At 68.0% G+C, this 21,308-nt stretch carries 23 protein-coding genes and 1 pseudogene; 20 read left to right on the plus strand and 4 right to left on the minus strand.

The features are described 5' to 3' along the window. Positions 1-109 precede the first annotated feature (109 nt). From ACFWXC_RS49900 to ACFWXC_RS49910, 3 genes are read left to right on the plus strand one after another with little or no spacing between them, the layout of a single operon-like run. On the plus strand, positions 110-379 hold the full coding sequence (locus ACFWXC_RS49900; RefSeq protein WP_384490423.1) for a hypothetical protein: 270 nt from the start codon (positions 110-112) through the stop codon (positions 377-379). Beyond that, positions 376-705 (plus strand): hypothetical protein, encoded by a 330-nt coding sequence (locus ACFWXC_RS49905; RefSeq protein WP_384490425.1) that lies wholly within the window; start codon positions 376-378, stop codon positions 703-705. Before ACFWXC_RS49900 ends, ACFWXC_RS49905 begins: the two co-directional genes overlap by 4 nt. Further along, positions 702-1,919 (plus strand): hypothetical protein, encoded by a 1,218-nt coding sequence (locus tag ACFWXC_RS49910; protein WP_384490427.1) that lies wholly within the window; start codon positions 702-704, stop codon positions 1,917-1,919. Before ACFWXC_RS49905 ends, ACFWXC_RS49910 begins: the two co-directional genes overlap by 4 nt. Before the next feature lie 68 nt (positions 1,920-1,987). Here the strand turns inward: ACFWXC_RS49910 and ACFWXC_RS49915 are convergent, their stop codons facing one another. Together ACFWXC_RS49915 and ACFWXC_RS49920 are read right to left on the minus strand one after the other, a co-directional pair. Then, positions 1,988-2,875 (minus strand): aminoglycoside phosphotransferase family protein, encoded by an 888-nt coding sequence (locus ACFWXC_RS49915; protein WP_384490429.1) that lies wholly within the window; start codon positions 2,873-2,875, stop codon positions 1,988-1,990. Further along, complete coding sequence (locus ACFWXC_RS49920) at positions 2,872-4,275, minus strand: helix-turn-helix transcriptional regulator (protein ID WP_384490431.1); 1,404 nt, start codon at positions 4,273-4,275, stop codon at positions 2,872-2,874. Before ACFWXC_RS49920 ends, ACFWXC_RS49915 begins: the two co-directional genes overlap by 4 nt. 164 nt (positions 4,276-4,439) lie before the next feature. Here ACFWXC_RS49920 and ACFWXC_RS49925 point away from each other — a divergent pair, with 164 nt between their 5' ends. The 15 genes from ACFWXC_RS49925 to ACFWXC_RS49995 all read left to right on the plus strand — a co-directional run bounded on the left by ACFWXC_RS49925 (position 4,440) and on the right by ACFWXC_RS49995 (position 18,886). Continuing rightward, positions 4,440-4,907 carry an ATP-binding protein gene (locus tag ACFWXC_RS49925; RefSeq protein ID WP_384490433.1) on the plus strand — a complete coding sequence of 156 codons (468 nt, stop codon included), beginning with the start codon at positions 4,440-4,442 and terminating at the stop codon, positions 4,905-4,907. 69 nt (positions 4,908-4,976) lie between these two features. After that, entirely contained in the window at positions 4,977-5,519 is a 543-nt protein-coding gene (locus ACFWXC_RS49930; protein ID WP_384490435.1) for an ATP-binding protein, read from the plus strand. 50 nt (positions 5,520-5,569) lie between these two features. Further along, positions 5,570-6,640, plus strand: coding sequence for a hypothetical protein (locus ACFWXC_RS49935; protein WP_384490437.1), 1,071 nt, complete (start codon positions 5,570-5,572; stop codon positions 6,638-6,640). 87 nt (positions 6,641-6,727) lie between these two features. Further along, a complete protein-coding gene (locus ACFWXC_RS49940; RefSeq protein ID WP_384490439.1) occupies positions 6,728-8,239 on the plus strand; it encodes an amino acid permease in 1,512 nt (503 codons plus the stop codon). 6 nt (positions 8,240-8,245) lie between these two features. Further along, positions 8,246-9,610, plus strand: coding sequence for a glutamine synthetase family protein (locus tag ACFWXC_RS49945; protein ID WP_384490441.1), 1,365 nt, complete (start codon positions 8,246-8,248; stop codon positions 9,608-9,610). A gap of 83 nt (positions 9,611-9,693) precedes the next feature. Beyond that, positions 9,694-10,413, plus strand: coding sequence for a hypothetical protein (locus ACFWXC_RS49950; protein ID WP_384490443.1), 720 nt, complete (start codon positions 9,694-9,696; stop codon positions 10,411-10,413). A 59-nt stretch (positions 10,414-10,472) separates the two neighbouring features. Next, positions 10,473-11,345: a zinc-dependent metalloprotease gene (locus ACFWXC_RS49955; protein ID WP_384490445.1), complete on the plus strand. Its 873-nt coding sequence runs from the start codon at positions 10,473-10,475 to the stop codon at positions 11,343-11,345. A 108-nt stretch (positions 11,346-11,453) separates the two neighbouring features. Then, on the plus strand, positions 11,454-12,413 hold the full coding sequence (locus ACFWXC_RS49960) for an endonuclease/exonuclease/phosphatase family protein (protein WP_384490447.1): 960 nt from the start codon (positions 11,454-11,456) through the stop codon (positions 12,411-12,413). Between the two features lie 42 nt (positions 12,414-12,455). Then, positions 12,456-13,253, plus strand: coding sequence for a GntR family transcriptional regulator (locus ACFWXC_RS49965; protein WP_384490449.1), 798 nt, complete (start codon positions 12,456-12,458; stop codon positions 13,251-13,253). Positions 13,254-13,371: 118 nt separating this feature from the next. Then, positions 13,372-13,584 (plus strand): putative ATP-grasp-modified RiPP, encoded by a 213-nt coding sequence (tgmA, locus tag ACFWXC_RS49970; RefSeq protein ID WP_384490451.1) that lies wholly within the window; start codon positions 13,372-13,374, stop codon positions 13,582-13,584. After that, positions 13,581-14,528 carry an ATP-grasp ribosomal peptide maturase gene (gene tgmB / locus ACFWXC_RS49975; RefSeq protein ID WP_384490453.1) on the plus strand — a complete coding sequence of 316 codons (948 nt, stop codon included), beginning with the start codon at positions 13,581-13,583 and terminating at the stop codon, positions 14,526-14,528. Before tgmA ends, tgmB begins: the two co-directional genes overlap by 4 nt. Beyond that, entirely contained in the window at positions 14,525-15,643 is a 1,119-nt protein-coding gene (tgmC, locus tag ACFWXC_RS49980) for an ATP-grasp peptide maturase system methyltransferase (RefSeq protein WP_384490455.1), read from the plus strand. Before tgmB ends, tgmC begins: the two co-directional genes overlap by 4 nt. Before the next feature lie 356 nt (positions 15,644-15,999). Then, on the plus strand, positions 16,000-16,650 hold the full coding sequence (locus ACFWXC_RS49985) for a M15 family metallopeptidase (RefSeq protein ID WP_384490457.1): 651 nt from the start codon (positions 16,000-16,002) through the stop codon (positions 16,648-16,650). A 130-nt stretch (positions 16,651-16,780) separates the two neighbouring features. After that, positions 16,781-17,683 carry an NUDIX domain-containing protein gene (locus ACFWXC_RS49990; protein WP_384490459.1) on the plus strand — a complete coding sequence of 301 codons (903 nt, stop codon included), beginning with the start codon at positions 16,781-16,783 and terminating at the stop codon, positions 17,681-17,683. Positions 17,684-17,713: 30 nt separating this feature from the next. After that, positions 17,714-18,886 (plus strand): NUDIX domain-containing protein, encoded by a 1,173-nt coding sequence (locus tag ACFWXC_RS49995; protein WP_384490461.1) that lies wholly within the window; start codon positions 17,714-17,716, stop codon positions 18,884-18,886. Here the strand turns inward: ACFWXC_RS49995 and ACFWXC_RS50000 are convergent. Next, positions 18,877-18,930 (minus strand): annotated as a pseudogene (locus ACFWXC_RS50000) (hypothetical protein); the annotation flags it as partial. The gene ACFWXC_RS49995 and the pseudogene ACFWXC_RS50000 overlap by 10 nt on opposite strands. A 59-nt stretch (positions 18,931-18,989) precedes the next feature. On the opposite strand from ACFWXC_RS50000, the gene ACFWXC_RS50005 reads away from it, so the two are divergent. Together ACFWXC_RS50005 and ACFWXC_RS50010 are read left to right on the plus strand one after the other, a co-directional pair. Further along, positions 18,990-19,205: a hypothetical protein gene (locus tag ACFWXC_RS50005; protein WP_384490463.1), complete on the plus strand. Its 216-nt coding sequence runs from the start codon at positions 18,990-18,992 to the stop codon at positions 19,203-19,205. A 226-nt stretch (positions 19,206-19,431) separates the two neighbouring features. Further along, on the plus strand, positions 19,432-19,731 hold the full coding sequence (locus ACFWXC_RS50010) for a hypothetical protein (RefSeq protein ID WP_384490465.1): 300 nt from the start codon (positions 19,432-19,434) through the stop codon (positions 19,729-19,731). A 195-nt stretch (positions 19,732-19,926) separates the two neighbouring features. Here ACFWXC_RS50010 and ACFWXC_RS50015 read toward each other — a convergent pair whose 3' ends face one another. Then, positions 19,927-20,382, minus strand: coding sequence for a DUF6228 family protein (locus ACFWXC_RS50015; protein ID WP_384490467.1), 456 nt, complete (start codon positions 20,380-20,382; stop codon positions 19,927-19,929). Between the last annotated feature and the right edge of the window lie 926 nt (positions 20,383-21,308).

The following is a 21,308-nucleotide window of genomic DNA, read 5'->3' on the forward strand; positions in this document are numbered from 1 at the left end:
TGCACAACCTCGCCCTCGCCGGATAGACCCCCCAGCAGTACAGCAGTCGACCACGTCCGAGGTCACTCAGAGATCATTACGGGACAGCCCTTAGGGGAGGGTCGTACGGATGAGCGACAGCGAGCAATCCGGGGAAGATCTGCGGGCATGGGCCGCGCGCATGGAGCAGGAAGGAGGGAGTGACGAGCCGGCGGACGACATCAGCATCACCGACTTCGGCGGCACCCACATCCTGGCCTCCCGTCTCCACGGCGAGCTCCCCACCGAGTTGTGGACGACACTGCGCATGATCCCGGAGCCGAACCCCGACCTCGCCGCGGAGTTCGATTCCTGGGCCCGGCAGTTCGTCCCGCTCAAGCAGGCGGGGGAGAAGCGATGAACCGCGGATACAGCCCGAAGGGCTACCGGCCTGAGCCGACGCAGGCGCCCGCGACTCCGCCGCCCGTCGCAGCCGCACCCGCCCCGGACACCTTCGCCGCCATGGCAGCCCGCCTCAAGGCCATGCACGACTTCGTGACGGATCGCGCAGCGGACCAGCCCGTCACGCCCGCCTTCCACCACGGCCTTGGGTATGCCTACGGCGCGGGCGAGGAATGCGTGCGCCTCGGCGACATCGTGGGCGCCGTCCGCCGCCTGGAGTGGCTCGCCAAAGAGGCGAAGCGGTGGGAGGACCACCCCGACTACCCGACGTGGGCGCGGCCGTGACCGAGCGACTGGAGCGACTGGAGCGACTGGAGCGACTGGACGCCGACACCGTGACAGAGCTGGTGGAGTACGTCGATGCGGAACTGGTCGACGACACCGAGCCGGCGCCGGTGCGCTACTACGTCGACCAGCACACCATCCTCGGGCCCAACGAGCTCCCGCCCACGGAGGACCCGCGCGCAGTCTGGACGGAGGGCGACTTCCGCGTATCCGAGGAGGACCGGGCAGAACTCACCCATGACGACCTCGCCGAGAACACCCTCACGAACAGGGACTCCACCGTGGGCGCCTTCCAGGCATGGTGCGCCCAGCAGAAACCGAAGCGGACCCCGCACCCGTGCACAACGTCCACCTACAACGCGTACGGACTACACCTCATCCGACGAGGCCGCGCAGGGGAGTTCAAGCCCGACACCGTCCGCCAGTACATGAGTCGCATCTGGAATTGGCAGCCCGAGAGGATGCGCCCGGACCCTTCCAAGATCAGGGGCAAGCTGCGCACCTGGCGCAGGGAGTGGGTGCAGGCCGGCGGGGAGGTCGACCGGGCGGCCGCGCTCACCATCCCCTACCTGCTCAAGTGCCTTGAGCAGTGCGACGAAGACACCCACATCGGCGCCCGCGACGCCTTCGCCCTGGTCCTCGCGTACAGCAACCTGCACCGGCGTGTGGAGCTCGCCGACCTGCTCGTCAAGAACGTGCAGATCCTGCCCACGGGCCTGGTCGTCACCACCGCGGCGTCGAAGACCGACCAGGACGCTAAGGGCGCGACCGCGTTCCTACGCGACCGGCCGGACCTCCGGCTCGTCGACCGGGCGCGCGCTTGGCTCGCGGTACTGCGCAAACTCGGCGCGGACGGGCCCACACAGCCGCTCTTCCGGGCGCTGACAGTGAAGGGGAATCTCCAGCCGCGCGACCGCGCCACGAAGCGGGGCGACCGCATGAAAGGCGGCGCGATCAATGACCGAGTGCAGCTGCTCGCGGGGCGGGCTGGCGTCCCCTACATCGCAGGGAAGAAGGTGAAGGCACACAGCCTGCGGGCGGGTGCCAACACCGACATGATCGCGGCTGGAGTGTCCCTGAACGACCGGAACACTCGCGGACGTTGGGCGGAGGGGTCACGGACCGCTGACACGGTCTACGACCGGCCGCACCACGTCGCGCAGGACGACCCGATGGACAAGGTGCCCATCGGCGGGTTCACAGAGCGGGAGTGAGGCCGAAGGCCGGAAATGATCAGGGGGAATGCGTCCGGCCGCGTCGTCGTTCTTCGGCGGCGCGGCCGCTACATGATGCCCGCCCAACGCCACGGCCTGCCGGTGACCCGCCCACGGAGGCAGTCCACGCGGTACTGCGCCTCAGCGTGCCACTCCGGGTGTGAAGCGGCGTACTGAGCGGCGTAGGTCGTCATCCGCAGTTCCCGTGCCCCAGCGAGGAGTTCGTAGCCCTCCCACTGGGTGACGTCCGTGCCATACAGCTCGCAGAACTCGGCGTACTCGGCCTCGGTGACGGCGCCAGTTGTTGTCAGCTTCAGCGCGGTCGACACCAGGTCCCACTCCGGAGGGCCGACGGACACCCGCTCGAAATCCATGAGTACCGGGCCGTCGGCGGTGGCCGCCACGTTGCCGACCCACGCGTCTCCGTGAACCACGCGCTCCGGCAGTCCGGCAGGCCGCTGTTCCCAGCGTTCCGCCAGGTCCGCATGCCGCTGCCGGAGCCACTTCCTGTCGTCGCCGGACAAGGTGGTGGCCGCGTCGATCCGCTCCTCGACCCGCACGAACGGATCGAGGCTGCCGAGCTGGAAGGAACCGGGCACGGGCAGGCAGTGCAGCTGCATGAGAAGTCGCGCGACGTCGCGCACGCTGCCGTTGCGGTGCGGGGGTAGCTCCTCCCAGAACGTCACCGGGCGGCCACCGGCGTCGACCGGCTGCTCGATCGAGAGAACGTGGACGGCGGGCACCTCGTTTTCCGCGAGCCACCGGGCCACGGCGACCTCGCGTACGGTCGCTGCCCACTGGCCGGCACGAGCGATGCGCACGATCACCCGGTCCTCCGGCAGCCGCCATATCTCGTTCTCTGCGAGCCGGACCGGCTCGGCGTGGGCTGCGTCGAAACCTGCCGCGGCGCACGCCTCGATCAGCACCGAGCGGGAAGTAGCTGCGGAAGTCGTCATGCCTGCAACGTAGCGGCGATGCGCTCCCGGAGGCCTTCCACTTCGGGAAGCCCGCGGTGCTGCTTGGCGAAGCGGCTGAGGTCGGTGAGGTCATCAGCCGCTCGGCGTGAAGTGAGGCGACCAGCGTCGTCCAGCGCCCTCTGCCCGATTGCCGCGGCCTGGGATGGGTCTCCCTTCGCCATGAGCAGGCTTGCCCACTTCGTGCCGGAGATCGCCCTTGACCGGGCGTAGTCGTCGGTGTGGCCCGCTACCGCGATCTCGAACCGGTGGCTTGCGCGAGCGGGGTCTTGGTCGGCGCGCATCGCCAGGTCCCAGAAGGCGTGTGCTGTGTCGCCTTGGTGCTGCGCCTCGTTGTAGTAGGCCATCCACGAGGGGTCTTCAGCAGGGTTCGACTTGGAGAAGGCGTCGTCTGCCGCGCCTACTGCGGCAAGGGTGCCCCGGACATCGCCCATCTTGCCGAACGCGCGGGCTCGGGCGCTGTGCAGCATGGCTTGGATCGTCGGGGTGAGCCTGTCGGAACGGACCAGGCCGCTTTCTGCGTACGTCAGGCCGGCATCGGGGTCTCCGACCCAGATGGCTTGGCGCGCGAGGAAGCTGTAGACCTTGGCGCGCAGGTGCCAGTCGGGTGCTTCCTCTGCGCACTCGGCGGCGACCTTGAAGGCGATTCTGGCGTCCTCGTGGGCGTAGGCGTCGAAGTGGCTGGCGCCGACGACGATGCCCAGCCGGGCGACCGCGGCGTACAGCGGAGCGCGCAGGTGGTCCGGGCAGGACACGGTGAGCCGGCCGACGGCCCATTGCATCGCGTGCCCAGCGATCACACCGACGAGACCACCTCCGCCCTGCTTGTTGTCATGGCGGTGGATCTCGTCGGCCACGCTGAGGATCTGATCGATGTCCAGAGGGCGAATACGGGCGGGAGGCTGGGGCAGGTTGGTCGGGGAGACCAGCGCGACCAGGTCTATGGAAGCTAGGGCGGCAAGGCTGCTGTTGTAGAGGAAGGCGCGGCGGTCCACAGGTACAGGACTCCCAGAAGGCGATGGGGTATCGCCTTCCAGCATGCGGCCTGGGTGTCCCGGAGCGACGTCCTCCACCAGCCTGGACGGGCTCTTATCGGCATCAGGCGACTTCTTATCGGCATCGGCAGGCTTGAACACCATCGGCCAGGCATCGCCGAAGAGGCCATCGGTGCCTAAGACCTCGTCGAGCCGTTGCGCCAGGTGCAGGTGGCAACTCGGATACTTCCCGTGCTCGATGCTCAAGATCATGTCATCGCTGACCTGCACCAACCGACCAAGTTGGCGCGCTGACAGGTTGTTGAGCTTGCGATGCTTCCGTAGCTGATAGCCGAACCACTCCTGCGGGGACGCCCCGGGGTTGAGCTTCTTCTCTGGCTGCGGCATCCCTCGCCCCTGTCCTGCTGATGCCGATACCTGCGGCCCTCGGCATCAGCGCATACACGGTATTCGCTCGGCCTGACTAAATGGTTGCTGACCGGTTCCACACCAGTACACAACGCAGTCGAGCCTAGTTGTGAGGGTTCGGCGGAACGAAGTGGATCTGAGAGATGGTCGAAACCCTTACTCGTCCCGAGGCTTCGGAGGGGGTGCGCGCGTTGGCGCGTGTGTCCGCCGGCCACCTGGACATGACCCTCGACGTGACACCGCGGTCCGTGGGTCTCGCACGAAGGATCGTCGGAACCCACCTGGACCTATGGGGCTTCGGGCGACTCTGCGACGTGGCGGAGCTGGTAGTGACGGAGCTACTCACGAACGTGCTTCAGCACACGCCCCCAGTGCATGACGGAACGAGAGAAGCCCAGATCACGCTCACCAAGATCCCCGGCGGCGTGACTCTGTGCGTCCATGACGACGACCCGAATCAGCCCCGGCTTGTGCAGGCTTCATCGGACTCGGAGCACGGTCGAGGCATCCAACTCGTCAAGGCGCTCGCTGACGTATTCGGCTCGGCCTTGTCACCTGGTGGCGGCAAAGACGTCTGGGTGACGCTGCTCGTTCCGCGCGCAGCGAGCTGACCGCAGCCACCCGCTCAGGACCCGCCCACATCCGCTGAGAGCGTACGAACGCAACCAGGAGCCACCGCAATGCCCCTAGACCCTGCCGGACCGCCAAGCCTGTCGGCGGCGTCGTTCCTCATTCCGGTCCGGTATCCCGCGACGAACGGCTTCGACATCGCGATGCCGGCCGTTGCGGCTAGCGTCAGGCAGGCACGGCGGATCGCGCGGGCCTGGTGCCGCCTCCGCCGTGTGCCGGACGGCCTGATCGACACCGTGCTGCTCGTCGTCTCCGAGATGTGTGCGAACGCCATCCTGTACGGGAAGTCCGACACCATCGGCGTACGCGTCTGGATGCTGCCCGTCTACGAACTCCGCATCGAGGTCGCCGACTACACCCCTTCCCCGGCCCCTTCGGTGCAGGACCCGGACGCCGACACGGAGAACGGCCGCGGCCTGCTCCTGGTGGACGCCTTGACGAAGGACGTGGGCGGCGACTGGGGATTCACCGCAGACGGCACCCGCGCCTGGTGCACGCTCCCCCTGCCCACGGCGGCACCTGCTCACAGCTCCTCGGCCCGAGTCCCCCAAGCCCCAAGCCGAGACCCCGCAAGCCCCTACACCCATCCCTAGTCCTCAAGGCCTCCCCCATGCCTTCTCCTTCTCCCTTAACGATCGGTGCCGTGACCCCTCGACGAGACGTCCACGGCGCCCCCGATGACATGACCGTCATCGTCAGTCCCGTCGGCGCTGACGCCGACCTGCGTGCCGCCCTGGAAGACCTGCGGTTGGGGCGCTACGCCGCCACCCGCGACCTGCTCCGTATGACGGGCTACCACTGGGCGCTGCGCACGAGCCGCAGCCAGTTGCTCGCCGCCGGAGGCGAACCCGGCGTCTTCAAGATGTGGCACGACGAGGAGCCGGACAATCCGGACGCGGCCATGATGTGGGCCAGGGTGCTCTCCCGGGCCGCCGTCGATGCGTTCCGCAGCGGGAAGAGCGAGTACATCGTGGGCCGTGCCACACGGATGGCCGCGCAGGCATGCCAGCGCGCCAGTGACCTCCTGCCGGCGTGTCCGGTGCCGTGGATCATCCGGTTGCAGCTCACCCAACTACCGTTCCGCCCCGAGACCTTCGACCCTCATGCGCCAGCCCGGCCGCACCCCTGGAACATGCTGCCCGCGGACGACATCCGGAGCCATGGCATGTACCACCTCGGACCCTGGCCCCTTCTGCACGAGGCTGACATCCGGGATCCCGGCAGCCGTGAGGCACACCACCGCATGCGCCAGACCCTCATGGTCCACGGCGGACTCGGGGCCGCGATGGACTTCTCGTTCTGGCTCGCCTCGAAAAAACTGTTCACCCCAGAACTGCTGATGCTGCCCCTCTATTCGATCATGGACAAGTACCGGCGGGAGCACGGGAACGGCCAGGTCGGGGCACTGCACTTCTGGCAGCGAGCACAAGTCGGACACTACGCCTGCGAGGCCTACGACCGATGGTTCGCTGACATCCCGGCGGACGAATACCCGTGGCTGTCCATGGCGGACCTCAGCCATCTCGCGCACGCCCTGGTAGCGACCGGCGAGAACCAGCGCGCCGCAGCCGTGTTCCGGGCCATGGGCCCCTACGCCACCGCCCAGCCATGGCAGGACATCAACAGCAGCCTAGGCCGCTCCAGGGACTGGCAGGACTGGTTCGTGACGACCCGCGCCGCCACCCTTCGCCGCCACCCTGCACCTGCCGCCTGAGCAGCCGTCAGCCCTCCCCCCCTCTACTTGGCGCCCCACCCGCCACCGATCTGTCCCATCCCCCTTCTGCATGAAAGTGGATCTCTGGTGTCTCACAGAAGAACCAGCACGCTGGCCACCGACGATGACGTCCTGGCCGAACTCGGGATCAATCCCGAGCTGAACCGCCGGATAGGCGCCTTCGGGAACTTCGCGATCTCCTTCAGCGTGATCTGCATTCTGGCCGGCGGCATGAGCCTGTTCGGGTTCGGCATGAGCCACGGCGGTCCCGTCGTGATGCTCGGCACCTGGGCCGGCATCGGCTTCTTCACCCTGCTGGTGGGCCTGTCCCTCGCCGACGTCGTCTCCGCCTACCCGACATCGGGCGGCCCGTACTTCATGGCCGACAAGCTCGGCGGGCCACACTGGGGGTGGGCAACCGGCTGGCTCAACTTCTTGGGCCTGCTCGGGGCCATCGCCGGTATCGACTACGGCGCCGCCGCCTTCGCCGGAGCCTTCGTTCAGATGCAGTGGGGCATCACCCCCACGACCGGCACCACCATGCTGCTGTTCGGTGTCATCCTCCTGGTGCACGGGCTGCTCAACTCCGCCGGTGTCCGGCTCGTCACCGTGCTGAACTCGATCTCCGTGTGGTGGCAGTTGGCCGGTGTCACCGTCATCGTGGGCTCCCTCACCCTCGCCCCGGCCAAGCACCAGAGCGCGTCGTTCGTGTTCACGCATTTCCACAACGACACGGGCTTCTCCCCCCTCTACGTCGTCCTGGTCGGCGCCCTGCTCGCGGGGTACACGTTCTGCGGCTACGACGCCTCCGCCCACGTCGCCGAGGAGACCACCAACGCTCAGATGTCCGCCCCGAAGGGCATCGTCCGGTCCATCTGGGTGTCGTGGGTAGCCGGGTTCGTCCTCCTCGCCGGCATGCTGTTCGCCGTCCAGGACTACACGGCCACGCAGAACACGGCGACCGGCGTCCCGCCCGCGCAGATCTTCCTCGACGTGCTGGGCGCCTCGGGTGCCAAGGCGCTACTCCTGGTCGTGATCGTCGCCATGCTCTTCTGCGGCAACGCCGAGGTCGCCGCGTGCAGCCGCATGGTCTACGCGTTCTCCCGCAGCCGCGCCCTGTGGGGATGGCAGAGCTGGCGATCGGTCAACGCGCGCACCAAAACACCGACCCGCGCCGTCTGGTTGTCCGTCGTCGTGCCCTTCCTGCTGGCTCTCCCCGCGCTGTGGTCCCCAGCCGCCTATGGAGCCATCACCGCGATCAACGCCGTCGGCATGATCCCCGCGTACGGAATCCCGGTGTTCCTCGCCCTGAAGAAGGGGCGCCACTACCAGCCGGGCCCGTGGAGCCTGCGCCGCTGGCGCCGGCCGATCGCCGTCATCGCTGTCGCCTACGTCGTGGTGATCACCTTCGTGTTCTGCCTGCCGCAGTCCAAGCCGATCACCGCCGACTCCTTCAACTACGCCGGCGTCACCCTCGCCATCGCTCTCCTGTTCGCCTGGGGCACCTGGCTGACCCGGGGCAAAAAGTCCTACCAGCTCACCGCCGGCCGCACCGCCCAGCCCGGCGAAGCCCTGCTGACCCAGAACGAGAGATTCTGACCTGCGATGACCACCAAAAGCATCTCTGCCGAAATCGGCGAACGCCTCACCCTCGACGAGCTGAGGGCGCTCGTACGACTCGGCACCATCCACACGGTGATGGTCGTCATCCCGGACATGCTGGGCCGTCTCAAGGGCAAGCGCGCTAGCGGCCTCGCCCTCCTCGAACGGCTCGACGACGGTGCCGGCAATCACGTAGCAGACACCTGCTCCTACATCCTGGCCACCAACGCTGACATGGACCCGCTGTCGGGATTCGCCCTGACCGACTGGTCCGACGGCTTCCACGACATGCGAGTGGTCGCCGACTGGGACACGTTGCGCGTGCTGCCCTACATGCCGGGCGTCGCCCTGGTCCACTGCGACGTCCTGGACGACGACGGCGCGTTCCTCGAAGTCGCACCCCGTCAGATGCTGCGCCGGCAGTTGGAGCGCCTCAAGGAACTCGGAGTCGAGGCGCAGGCCGGACTGGAGAGCGAGTTCGTGCTCTACGGCGAGGACGGCAGGCCGGTCGTGGACCGCAACATGGACTACGACCTGGACCACCCGCCCCGCCTGGCGGATTTCTTCGGCTACCTGGAACACGCGCTCCGGCATGCCGGAGTGCGGGTCGAGCACTTCAAGACTGAGGGCGGCCGTGGCCAGGCCGAGACCACTTTCACCTACGGCGACGTGATGAAGGCCTGCGACGACTTCACGGTCTACAAGCACTGCGTGAAGTACCTCGCGCAGCGGCACGGCATGACCGCGTCGTTCATGGCCGCGCCGGCCACCGGCGTGACAAGCGGCCTGCACCTCCACCTGTCGCTCTGGAGGGACGGCAAGCCGCTCTTCGACCCCGGCTCCCGTCGTCACCTGCCCACGGAGGCCATGAGCCAGAGCATCGCCGGCCTGATCGCCGCCATGCCGCACCTGGCGCTGCTGTACGCGCCGAGCACCAACGCCTACAAGCGGTACGTGGCGGCGCATTCCTTCGCACCCCAGTACATGAACTGGGGCCCGGACAACCGCGGCTGCGCGATACGGACCGTGGGACACGGGGCGGGCACCCATCTGGAGAACCGGCTGCCCGGCGGCAATGCCAACCCCTACCTGGCGACCGCCGCCTCGCTCGGCGCCATGGCACACGGCCTCGACGAGAAGCTGACCCCGCCGCCTCCATGCCTGGGCGACGCCTACACCGACGACAAGTCCGAGCCCCTGCCCGGCGACCTGTCCGAAGCCCTCAAAGACTTCCGCAGCAGCCCGCTCGCACACGAACTGCTCGGTACCGAGGTCGTCGTCCACTACGGCCGGGCGGCCCAGGCCGAGATCGACCAGTGGCGCCGCAGGGTCACCGACGTCGAACGCGAATACCTCGCTCTTGCGTGACACCTCCGGTCCCCTACTCCCTGCTGCCGGGCCCGATTCCTGGCCCGGCAGCAGGGCACACTCCGCGGAAAGGCAGGTGTCTGATGAACGCGGCCCGGGCAACGACGAGAACCGGCGCCGAAACTGGTGTGGTCACGAAGCGTCTGCACTGGCGTGGCAAGCTCGTTCCGTACATCACCGCGTGGAGCGCAGAGTCCGTTCCCCAGCCCCGCGTTGAACGCCGAATCACGGGAGCTGGCGAGGGGATCGGCTTCGAGGACGAAGACCCCCGAACCGATCGCCGCTACGGGGTGCTGTGCATCCGGTCAACTCTCACCCCAGGCCGCGGCGAACCTGAATTCCGCCTGATCCATCCCCACCGGCAACGGCGAGCGATGGACCACAGCCTCTGCCAGGTGTGCAGCGGGCCGACCGTCGGCACCCGGGCAGACGGCCGCACCCTGTACCTACTGGGCGGCGCACGACCGATCGCCGAGGGAGAGACGACAGCCGCGCCCCCGGTGCACCCGTCCTGTGCCATCGAAGCGACCGAGAACTGCCCGCCGCTGAGACGCGGCCACGCGGCCGCGCTGGTGGAGCGCGCCACGCTGTACGGCGTCGCCGGCGTCATCTACAACCCCGAAACGCTTGCACCGCTTCCGCACGTTGGATCACGGCCCGGCGAACTCCCCCACGTCGACATCGCCGCCGACGCCAGCCGCTGGACGCTCGCCAGCTTCACCGTCGTCAGCCTCCACGGCGTGACACCGGTCAGCCCCGACGAACTGCACGCCATGGCCAACCCCACGGGCGCCCCCACGTGAAATGCGCTCCCCGCCCCGCCGAGTCAACTCCGAGACAAATTCATCCGACAGGAACACCAGTGACGACCCGCTTCAACGTCCTCGACGACACCCGCCGCCACCCCGAACTGAGCGAGCTGCTCTCCAGCATCCTGCACACCGTGGCACCCATTGTCCGGGAAACAACCGGCCTCGCCCTTCCCGCAGAGGTGCTCTACCGCCTGACGACGCCGACGGAGTGGCGCGACGCCACCCGGCTCAACCGGCACCGAATCCTGGCCCGCGACATAGCAGACCAGACGCTGACGCCCGAGGAGATCAGCGCGGTACGCGGCTTGCTCAAGATCACCAGCTTCGTCCCTGTCCTCGTCTGGCCCCTGGTCGTCGCACAGACCATGGAGGCCGCCGACGGCCAGGTCGAGACCGTCATCGCTCCCCGCGCGCTTCACCACAGCGGATTCCTCGCCAACGCGAAGTGCCTGACCGCGATGACTGCACACGAACTCGTCCACCACGCCCAGTTCGAAGCCCGCCGCGGCCTGGTGTGGGAGACCTACGCGCCCGATCGCCGGGGCATGGACCGCCGTGGCCTTGGCGCCTCGACCGTGATGGAGGGGCATGCCACCTGGACCGACCAGCAGACCACGGCCCGCCTCTTCGAAGCGCCGGTGAACCACCGCGAGCTGGCGAAGCGGTCCTGGCGCTACCGGCTCCACGCCGGCTTCCCCGGCGTCCGTCGCCTCGGCCCGCGCCCCGACTCCTACGAGCAGGGAGCCCGCCTCATCACCCACGCCGTCAACGCGCAGAGCGTGGACGTGGTCAACCAGGTCTGGAGGGACACATCCCTCCTGCCCACCGCCAAGGAGATCGCCGCCCCAGACACCTGGGCCCAGCGCCTCGCCGCTCCTTCAGAAGACCGCGGCCTCGTATCCAAGCCGATCGAACAGACCTGACCAGGGCTCAACCCCCGACGAGTCGAGCAGGAAGAAATGCGCTCCCTGCCCGCCGTCACCAACTCCTTCCTCGGCGGGGCCACCGCTCTCCTTCGGAAAGGACTTCCTGTGACCATCGTCAACACCAACCAGTACAGCGAACCCGACGTCGTTACCGCGATCACCGGCAACCTTGAGCATGACGGCGGCGCTGAGGAACTCGGTGAGCCTCCCGCCCGATGGCGCGCCTGGCACGAACTGATCGCAGCGCATCGTCCGGACGTGCTCTTGCGTCAGGAGATGACCTACAGCCGGGCGGAAGGCCACCGCCGTCTCCACGCGGCCGAGCGCCACCTGGGGATGCGGGGCTTCCTCGGCGCACCGGGGTCCGGCCGCAACGGGACCGGGCTCTTCGTCCGTCCGGAAGTGTTCGACGTGCACCAGCAGTTCGAGCACCCCAGGCTGTGGCGCACTCCGCCGACCAACATCATTGCCAGCCTGCGCGAAGCCCCTGACGTCCGCATCGTGATGGCCAGCTGGCATCTCGCCTTCAACTCGCCCCGCGACCGTGAGAGAGAAGCCGACGAGATCCTCGCCCTCGCCGACAAGATCAACAGAGGCACGGCGTTCATCGGCGGCGGCGACTGCAACGAGTACCCACACCCCGCAGGTGAACGCGTCCCACCGATCGACTGGACCAGCGACACCATCACCGACCGATTCCACATGATGCACCGCACCAACCAGGGCCCGGACGGTGGTCGCGTCAGCTGCACCTACGCCGACGAGGCCCTGCTCGGCGCCGGCCTGCACGATCCCGCACGCTACGCCGCACACGGCCCCCTCGCGCAGAAGGACGCCCTCCTGCCCACGGCCGGGCACGCCAAGCCCCAACAAGGCGGGGACCGGCGCATCGACCGCATCTACGTCGACCCCTGGCTCATCAGCGCCGTCGTCGCGGTCTACGTGATCGACACCACCGGTCTCAGCGACCACCACGCCGTCGCCGTCGTCTTCTCTCGGTTGGCCATGGCTGAAGCACTGCGCCGCAAGGTGACCGCCCTTGAGCCGTACGGCCTCTCTGCATAAACCCCAGCAGGTCCCGCCGTTCCAACCGCAGGAGAGTCCGCTTTGATCCGTCGCCCCCGGCCCGGCCCGGCCGCGCTGTCCGTCGCCGAAGACGGGCCCGCTCCATGGCAGGAACCGCTCCGCGGCTTACCCACCTATCTGCCGAATCAACGCATCGAAGGTATGGAGAGGGTGCGGTGCCGGAGGGCGGTCGGTAAGGCGTATATGGCCGGAGGCGCACTCGAACACATCGCTACATTCATGGGCCGCTCGGGTTCGTGGGTGCGCCGCCTCCTTGATGAAGAGGAGATAGAGCGGCGTCCGAGCGGAACGATCCCCGAGGTCATTCCTCGGGCGGAGCGGGAATTGCGCGCAAGGCTTAAGAGCGGCGTCTACAGGCCCGGCGACTTACTTCCGATGCAGGTGGACCTGGCTCGGGAACTCCGGGTGTCTCCTGGCACGGTCTCCGAGGTAGTCAGACGGCTGAAGGCTGACGGGTTGCTGCGCAGTCACCCAGGATGGGGAATCTTGGTCACGCGACCATCCACATCCGGGCCTCGGCCAGCCCCGCCAGCCGACCCGGTAGAACGGTCATGCACCGTGCCGCCCCGGGATCCCAGTGTCTCGAAGCTCGCCCACATCAGAAGCGTCATCGAAGCCCGGGTGAAAGACGGGACCTATCACGCCGGTCTCAAGCTCCCGACCAATATCGACATAGCCAAGGAATTCGACGTCAGCCGCCCCTTGGTCACCTTGGCCTTCAAGACGCTGATCGAAGGCGGAATTCTCGTCCGTGTTGACAGGACGCAGGGGTATTTCGCCCCCCTTCCACCAAGCCAGCCAAATACCCCGGATTGCTAACCCGGCGATTCGACCATCCAAATCAAGGAGAATCATGTTCGCGCACTCTGATCGTCTCCCCACCGGGCCCGCCATACCGACGGGGGCCGTCACTCCGCGTCCGTGGGGGATCAGCCGCATGGCGCCGTATCCCACGATGGCGCCCGGATACGCCACGGCCACCCTGGACCCCACCACCCAGATCGCCGTCTTCTTCGACGAGTCGGGCCACGTCCTGGACATGGGCAAGCACAACACCAGCACCGGCACGAGCCCGAGCACCGGGACCAGCCCGGACGGGCAGGGGCAGGGGCAGACGGACACTGACACCGGAAGTGACAGCGACCAGTGACCAACCAGAGTGCAGTGCTGATCGTCACCGGCCTGTACGACCCCACCGCCGACGTGGTGATTCGTGAACTGCATGACCGGGGTGTCCCGGTCATGCGGTTCGACTCCGGGGACTTCCCCGCATCGCTGTCGGTGGAGGCAGAGATCACCTCGGACGGCGTCGTCGGCCGGCTCGACACACCGTGGCGTTCCGTCGACCTGGCCGCCGTCCGCTCCCTCTACTACCGCCGTCCGACCGGCTTTGCCTTTCCGCACCTCGCCGAGCAGGATGCGCGGTTCGCCGTCACCCAGGCCCGATACGGCCTCGGCGGCGTGATCGTCTCGCTTCCCCACTGCCGGTACGTCAACCACCCGCACTGGGCCGGCGACGCCGAGTTCAAACCCTCCGGGCTCGCCGCGGCCGCCCGGTCCGGCTTCCTGGTGCCGCCCACCCTCATCACATCCAAACCGGACGCCGTCCGGGCCTTCATCAAGCGCAACAGCTCGGTCATCTACAAACCGCTGTCCAACCCCGTCTACCTCGTCGACGGGATCTCTCAGGTCGTCGAGGTCGCCGAGGTGGCCGCCGAGGACATCGACGACAGCGTGGCAGGCACCGCGCACCTGTTCCAGCAGCGGGTCGAGAAGACCGCGGACGTCCGCGTGACCGTCATCGGACGGCAGGTCTTCTGCGTTCGGATCGACTCCGACCTCCTCGACTGGCGCACCGACTACAGCCGCCTGCGTTACACCCCCGTCTCACCGCCCCCGGGGATCGAGTCAGCGCTCTACGAGTACATGGACCACTTCCAGCTCCTTTTCGGAGCGTTCGACTTCGCCGTGGACACAGGCGGCCGATGGTGGTTCCTGGAATGCAACCCGTCCGGCCAGTGGTACTGGCTGGAGCCCGAAACCGGCCTGCCGATGTGTGCAGCCATGACCGACCTCCTGGAGAGGAAACCGTGAAAGACCCGGAAGAGCTCCACCGGCTACTCCTCAACACCCTTTACGCCAAAGGTGCCCTGCGCACGCTGCCGTGGAGGAGCGCCGCCACGGCCGTGCACCGCCACGAGTTCCTCCGCGGCGGGTTCTTCCGCCCGGTGCACAACTCACAGCCCCTCGCCTGGGGGCCCGTCGTAGACGGCAGGCCGGAGTGGCTTGAGGGCTGCTACGCCGACGAGTCCCTGGTGACGCAGATCGCCGGCACCATCACAGCCACCGACATCCGCGGCGAGATCATGCGCGAGCCGACCAGCTCCAGCACGCTGCCCTCCCTCGTGCTGCGCATGCTGGAGGACCTCCTCGTCGAGCCGGGGATGAACGTGCTGGAGATCGGTACCGGCACCGGCTACTCCACGGCCCTCCTCTGCGCGCGCCTGGGCGACGAGCACGTCACCTCGATCGAGTACGACGGTGAAGTGGCCACACAGGCTCAGACTGCCCTCGGCCGGCAGGAGATGTATCCCGGGCTCGTGCGCGGAGACGGCCTGCTCGGCTACGTGCCGCGGGCGCCGTACGACAGGGTGATTGCAACCTGCGGCGTGCGTAGTGTTCCTCAGGCCTGGATCGAGCAGACCCGGCCGGGCGGTCTGATCCTGGTCTGTATCGGCGGCTGGCTCAATGCCTCGGAGTTGGCACGGCTGACTGTCGGTGAGGACGGCACGGCGTCAGGGCCCCTGCTGGGCGGCGACATCAGCTTCATGCTCGCCCGCCCCCAACTGCCGCCCCCGCTCGGCCTCCTACCCGACCTGTCGGAAGGGGACGAGCGTAAGACCCCCGTCGCGTCCAACCCCTTGGTCGACTGGACATCCCGTTTCGTCATCCAGGCAGCCGCCCCCGAAGTACAGCGGCTGACCATCGAAAATGACGGACGCACCGAGGAGGTCCTGGTCGACGTCAGCACCGGATCCTGGGCCGCGCTCTACACCGATGGTGACCAGTGGATCGTCCGCCAGGCGGGCCCTGAGCGTGTCTGGGACCGAGCCGAGGAACAGCTCATCCGTTGGCACACAGACGGCCAGCCGCCACTGACCCAGTTCACCCTCCACGTCACCCCGGAGGGACAGATCATCACCTGGTAGCGCCCGGCGTCGCCTTCCTCTGCGTCCTCGGTCCAGAGACCCCCGCTCCGCCCGGGGTCTCTGCGTTCGTCCCTGCTTCTGCCAGGCCCAGGTGTAACGGAAGGTGCGCCCGTCCCGTCCATATGGCACTGAAGCGTTGACACAGGGGGGCCACTGAGGTACTGGGAGGCTGTAAGTGCCGACGGCGGTAGTGCGAGACCAAATTGAACTGGGACTCTTCGCGGACCTGTTCGACGAGCCCCTGGACACACCCCCTCCTGCGGCTCCGGCCAAGCCCAAGATCCGCGAGCACGTGTGGATCGTCGCCGCCGAGATCAAGGTCGAACCCCGAGTGCCAGCCGTCACAGGGAGACTCGATGAAGCCTCTGGTGTTGATGTCCGATCCGCGGGTCGCCGCGATCCCGGTGCGCGAGTGCGGGGAGCCGCTCGTCGACGTGCGCGACTACAACTTCCGCGTCGATCCCCGCAAGCAGGATCCGCTGGGCGCGTTCACCCACGTCCGCGAGGGCGTCCTGGCCCGGCTGAAGCACGCCCGCTCGCTCCTGCCCGCCGGCACCGACCTGCTGTTCATCGAGGGCTACCGGCCGCTCTCCCTCCAGCATCGTTACTTCACCGAGTACCGGGACGAGCTGGCCGCCGCTCAGCCCGGCTGGACGGCTGAGCAGCTGCACCACGCCGCCAGCCGCTACGTGTCACCGCCGGAGATCGCGCCCCACTCCGCGGGCGCGGCCGTGGACGTCACCCTCGTCGACCAGGACGGCCACGAACTCGACCTCGGTACCCGTGTCAATGCGTCCCCCGAGGAGAGCGACGGGGCCTGCTTCACGCACGCCCCGAACCTCAGCGATCAGGCGCGTCACCACCGCATGTTGCTGCTCAACGCCATGGAGAGCGCGGGCTTTACGAACTATGGAACGGAGTTCTGGCACTTCTCGGTGGCGGACCGGTACGACGCGCTGATGCGGCAGGAGTCGCACGCTCGCTACGGACCGATCGAACTGCCTTAGAGGGCAGCCGGACTCGTCCACTTCCTCGCCATCTCTTCCGATTCCGGAGACACGGGAGCGCGGCCATCGTTCCTTGGCCTGACGCGATCCCAAGACCGCAACGGACAGAGCACATCGAACGGAGGCACTTATGCCTGACGACACCCAGCAGGCGATCCCAGCCGTCCCGAGCCCGGCGGACGGAGACGTACCGCCCGAGCACCACATGCACCTGCTCGGGCGGTACTACCGCCAAGTGGAAGCAGGGCGCAAGACGATCGAAGTGAGGGTGGCCACGCCGAACAAGCGCGACATCGGCGTCGGCGACACGGTCGTCTTCCACGACCGGGACACCGGCCGGGAACTCGACGTCATCGTGCAGCGGATCACCCCGTACCCCTCCTTCGAGGACCTGCTCAGCTCGGAGGAGACCGCGCGCATCGACCCTGACGGGCCGCCCGGAGAACTGCTCGCGAACCTCCGCAGCATCTACCCGCCGGCCAAGGAGGCCCTCGGCGTTCTCGCCCTCGCGTTCGACCACCGCCCTGCCCGGCCCGGCCGCCCCCTGCCGATGACGCCCACGCAGTACGCGCGGACCGTCCCCCACCACACGGTGTACGGCTGTCTGTACATCCGCGACGAGCACGACCGGCCGGTCCAGCTCCGCTCGGTCTACGGCTCAAGACTCTGGCAGTTCCCGGGCGGCAACCTCGATGCCCCGGGCGAGGACCCACTGCAGACCGCCCGGCGCGAGGCGGTCGAGGAGACCGGCCTCGAACTCGGTCTGGACACACCGAAGCTGCTTTTGACGCACTTCCTGCACGCCGGGCCCCGGCTGCCGCTGAACAAGGTGGGGTTCATCTTCGACGGAGGGCGGTTGACCGCCGAGCAGCTCCGCCGGATCCGGCTCGATCCCGCGGAACACGACATGTGGGCCGTCCACGACCTCGCGACTTGGCAGGAGCTGATGGCGTCGCGCGCCTTCGCGCGCCTCGACGCCATCGAACGAGCCCGGCGCGGCGAGGGCCCCGCCTACCTGATCACGCACACGTGACCCTGAACACCCGCCCACCAGGAGGCAACTGTGTCCGCCGAGGAGACCAACACGCGGGCCTGGCAGCTCTACGGCCAGCGCCAGCTGGCCCGTGCCTACACCCCTCCCGTCCCCGACCGGCTCGGCTGGACGCCCTGGGAAGGGATCGGACCGGGAGCAGAAGTCCTCGGCGACGTCACCGGCCGCCGCGTCCTGGACATCGGCTCCGGGGCCGGCCACCACGCAGTCCATCTCGCCCAGGCGCACGGAGCGCGCGTCACCGGCATCGAGCTGTCCCCAACCCAGCACGAACGTGCCGTCGGCGCCCACGCGGAAGTGGAAGGCGTGGAGTTCGTCCAAGCGGACGTGACCGCGTACCTGACCGGAGCCGAGCCGTTCGACGCCGCGTACGCGATCGGGACGCTCGCCTTCATCGACCCGCACCGCTCGCTGCCTGCACTGCGCGACGGCCTGGCTCCCGGCGCCCCGCTGATCCTCTCGCTCCTGCACACCGACCTGCACGGCCGCGGTCCGTCCACGGCAGTGGCGCCGCGCGAGCAGATGATCCTGCTGCGCGACGACCCGCCCCTGCCGACGCAAATGTGGGTCCTGGCACCGCAGCTGTGGGAAGACCTACTCACGGAGTACGGCTTCCGCGTCGAGGCAATCGACCTGTTCCCGCACCCCGACGAGACCGCCACGGTCATCCAGCAACTCATCGGCGCTCGGCGCCTTCCCGACCGGCCGGCGCGCGTGTCCAGCCGACCCCGCAGCGCCCGACCGCCGGCCACCCACGCGGCCGTCGGCGTCGGCGCGATCCTGCTCAGGGAGCAGGGCATCCTGCTGGGCCGGCACCACCGCGGCACCCTCGAACTGCCGGGCGGAAGCGTGGAGGCCGGGGAATCCTTCGAGGACGCGGTCGTCCGCGAACTCGCCGAGGAGACCGGTCTGATCGCTCGGACCGGCGACGTGGGACTGCTGGGCACGCTCGTCGACCACGTCGAGGGTGTCCTGCGGGTCACCGTCGGCGCGCTCGTCCACGCCTGGCAGGGCCAGGCGGCCACGCAGCCGGACGAGAGTGTCGGCAACTGGGCGTGGTACGCGCTCGATCAGCTCCCCGACGGCCTGTTCGTGTGCAGCGCCCAGATCCTCACGTCCTGGCGGCCCGACCTGCCTATCGACCACCCGCCGGCGCACTTCACTTCCTTCGCCCCAGCCAAGTAGGCGGCGCTGGCACGACAGCCGCCACCGATGCCCTCTCGCGACACGACGTAGGTACCGCGCCCCCGGTAGCAACATACCGCTGAACATCAAGCTGGAGTTCTTCATGCGCCGGTCCATAATCTCGGACGGCGCGGTCGGCACCGACCGACTGCATGATCTGGAGCAGGCTGCCCTGCGCCACGGAGTCCCCGTCGAGGACGTGCTGCTGATCGCCGTCAACCTCTACGGGATCACCTCCGACCACGACCGTCACCGGGCCCGGGTCAACCTCCGCCTCGTACCCACCCCGACGTTGCCTGGCGGATCATCGTCCCGCTGAACCAGCCGGCCAGCCCGTTCCGGCCCTGGGGCGACGAGCTGTCGCCAAACGGCTTGGTGGTCGCGCACGTCGAACGCATCGACGCCGACGAGGCGGTTGGGGGTACTTCCGTAACAGTGGCCGGGCCGCGGCTCTCAACCCCAACGCCCGCAGCCGATGCGTCGGGTGCGGCTGGTGCGTCGAGGGCGGCTGGTGCCCGAACACCCTGGAGGCCGCCGCTCCAAGGATGCCAGGGGACCAGGGGCTCGACGCCCTGCTGCGGGCCCTCGGCGAGCACCACCCCCGCCGCAACCTGGCCGAGTTGGGGGAGGTCACCGTCTCCACCGGCTGCTTCGAGCGCGAGGAAGCCGCCGTCGCGCACCTGACCGCCCTGCGCCCCGCCCTGGAGCGAGCCGCCGCAACCGGCAACACCGATGCCCTCCACCAGGCGGTCCTCGAACTGGCGGAGGGCGGCCGAGGCGGAGAACCTCCGGCGGTACGGACGGGAGCCAACAACCTGATCGCCGCCCCTTGTACCGCAGACTGATTCGCTGTGTACGCCTGGCGCGACCTTTATCCGTACGGAACGATCCGCAGGTCGCTTATCCTTCCCTACACCCGGGCATCCGCAGCACAGCGGGCATCAGAACGCACGGTGGCCGGAAAAGACTGATGGGCCAGTCCAGCGGTCTGCCGCTGCAGGCACTTGCAGCGGCAGACCGTCTGGGGTGCCAGCGCTCATTCAGGCGATTCCCGCAGGCTTTCCAGAAAATAGGGCCTGGAACGCTTCGGAAAATCCGCGTATCTCCTGCTCATCCCTGTGCGAAGTGACGGTCTCGAAGTACCAGGAACTTTCGGACTCAGTCACCTTTCCCCATACGCCCCACGTCAGGACGATGCGCCCACCCGAACGTTGCGCGGATATTTTCAATTGCCCTTCACTGGACTGCCATGTACGAGGTTCGCTCCAACTGCTCGATTCGCCAGCCAGCGATGAGACGAATTCCACCAATCCGTCACCATCCAGCGTCCGGATCAACTCCCTGACGTCCACCCCAAAACCCTTGGCCTGTACGGGCATGTCAAGGGCAGGATCGTCTCCGTACGGCCGCTCCGGCGTGGAGAACAGCAGATGGACCCCTTGCCCCGGGTCTCCTATGCGGAGGAGTTGTCCACCGCGTGCATCGTGAATGATCATTGGCTCATTCTATTATCTCTTCCCCTCCTCTGAAGGGTGACGATGGCCACGCAGTGTTGCTGCGGGCCGCGCCCGCCCGGTACTTGAACCTTCTTCTCTGTAACGGTGTGCGAGTGGGTGGTTGCTGTCGTTGTGGCGGGATTATCATCAAAGTCAGGCTGTGGGCTTGCGAGTTGAATGCGGCGCATGAGTGTTGGGCCAGTTCATTAGGCCGGAGCCGCAGGAGTCGGCACCCTCGAATACGCAGAGAGCGGATAGCTTCACTGGCGCGGAAGAACGAGCGGATGCCGGCCACGAAGGTCGGCCACGCCTGGCCGGTCTGGATCCACCAGCTACCGAACAGGATGGGTTGGGGGGCCTTGCCTTGGCCGGGGTTCAGCCCTGCGGACATGTTCTCGGCAGATGCCGGCCCGACTCACTGCTCGGAGCCCGCGCCCCCTTCGCACCCTCACCCCTCCTCCCCAGTCCTCGGAGCGAAATCACGCGGGCGCCCTCCCGAGTGACCGAATGCAGCGGGACGGCGTCTGCCAAGCGCGAGGCTTTGACCGCGTGCGGGGCCCCATACCGTTGTCGATACGTTAGGGCCTAGGGGTATTCCTGCGGCGTGTCACCCAGGGCACGGTCCTCGGCTGCGCGAAGGCTTTGTCGGGGCTCGCGTCAGCAAGTGATCGAGACGAAATGGGCGACTCCGCCGATGTTCGCGTTGGTAGAGCCGGCCGGCACGGCTGCAGGAGGCTGCCCACCCGAACTCGTGGGGGAATGACCTCTCGACGACATCCGGCTGCGTACGCGCGAAAGCGGTGGGTCGACCATCCCGCGGCGCCACCATCTGCCGGCACTCGGAGGGGACCGCCACCACGGGCCTCCCAGGGACCGGCTGACCGAGGCCGACTCGGGGGCCGCCCGACAGGGATTCCCCGACCAGG

It is taken from the genome of Streptomyces sp. NPDC058683, assembly GCF_042716195.1.
In the GTDB taxonomy this organism is placed as follows: domain Bacteria; phylum Actinomycetota; class Actinomycetes; order Streptomycetales; family Streptomycetaceae; genus Streptomyces.

What these genes read in the sequence shown, in the direction of transcription:
- ACFWXC_RS49905 (WP_384490425.1), top strand. Translation starts at nt 376, where the DNA reads ATGAACCGCGGATACAGCCCGAAGGGCTACCGGCCTGAGCCGACGCAG.
- tgmA (WP_384490451.1), top strand. Translation starts at nt 13,372, where the DNA reads ATGGCGCCGTATCCCACGATGGCGCCCGGATACGCCACGGCCACCCTG.
- ACFWXC_RS49985 (WP_384490457.1), top strand. Translation starts at nt 16,000, where the DNA reads ATGAAGCCTCTGGTGTTGATGTCCGATCCGCGGGTCGCCGCGATCCCG.
- ACFWXC_RS49915 (WP_384490429.1), bottom strand. Translation starts at nt 2,875, where the DNA reads ATGACGACTTCCGCAGCTACTTCCCGCTCGGTGCTGATCGAGGCGTGC.
- ACFWXC_RS50010 (WP_384490465.1), top strand. Translation starts at nt 19,432, where the DNA reads ATGCCAGGGGACCAGGGGCTCGACGCCCTGCTGCGGGCCCTCGGCGAG.
- ACFWXC_RS49900 (WP_384490423.1), top strand. Translation starts at nt 110, where the DNA reads ATGAGCGACAGCGAGCAATCCGGGGAAGATCTGCGGGCATGGGCCGCG.
- ACFWXC_RS49920 (WP_384490431.1), bottom strand. Translation starts at nt 4,275, where the DNA reads ATGCCGCAGCCAGAGAAGAAGCTCAACCCCGGGGCGTCCCCGCAGGAG.
- ACFWXC_RS50015 (WP_384490467.1), bottom strand. Translation starts at nt 20,382, where the DNA reads ATGATCATTCACGATGCACGCGGTGGACAACTCCTCCGCATAGGAGAC.
- ACFWXC_RS49925 (WP_384490433.1), top strand. Translation starts at nt 4,440, where the DNA reads ATGGTCGAAACCCTTACTCGTCCCGAGGCTTCGGAGGGGGTGCGCGCG.
- ACFWXC_RS49990 (WP_384490459.1), top strand. Translation starts at nt 16,781, where the DNA reads ATGCCTGACGACACCCAGCAGGCGATCCCAGCCGTCCCGAGCCCGGCG.
- ACFWXC_RS49950 (WP_384490443.1), top strand. Translation starts at nt 9,694, where the DNA reads ATGAACGCGGCCCGGGCAACGACGAGAACCGGCGCCGAAACTGGTGTG.
- ACFWXC_RS50005 (WP_384490463.1), top strand. Translation starts at nt 18,990, where the DNA reads ATGCGCCGGTCCATAATCTCGGACGGCGCGGTCGGCACCGACCGACTG.
- ACFWXC_RS49945 (WP_384490441.1), top strand. Translation starts at nt 8,246, where the DNA reads ATGACCACCAAAAGCATCTCTGCCGAAATCGGCGAACGCCTCACCCTC.
- ACFWXC_RS49930 (WP_384490435.1), top strand. Translation starts at nt 4,977, where the DNA reads ATGCCCCTAGACCCTGCCGGACCGCCAAGCCTGTCGGCGGCGTCGTTC.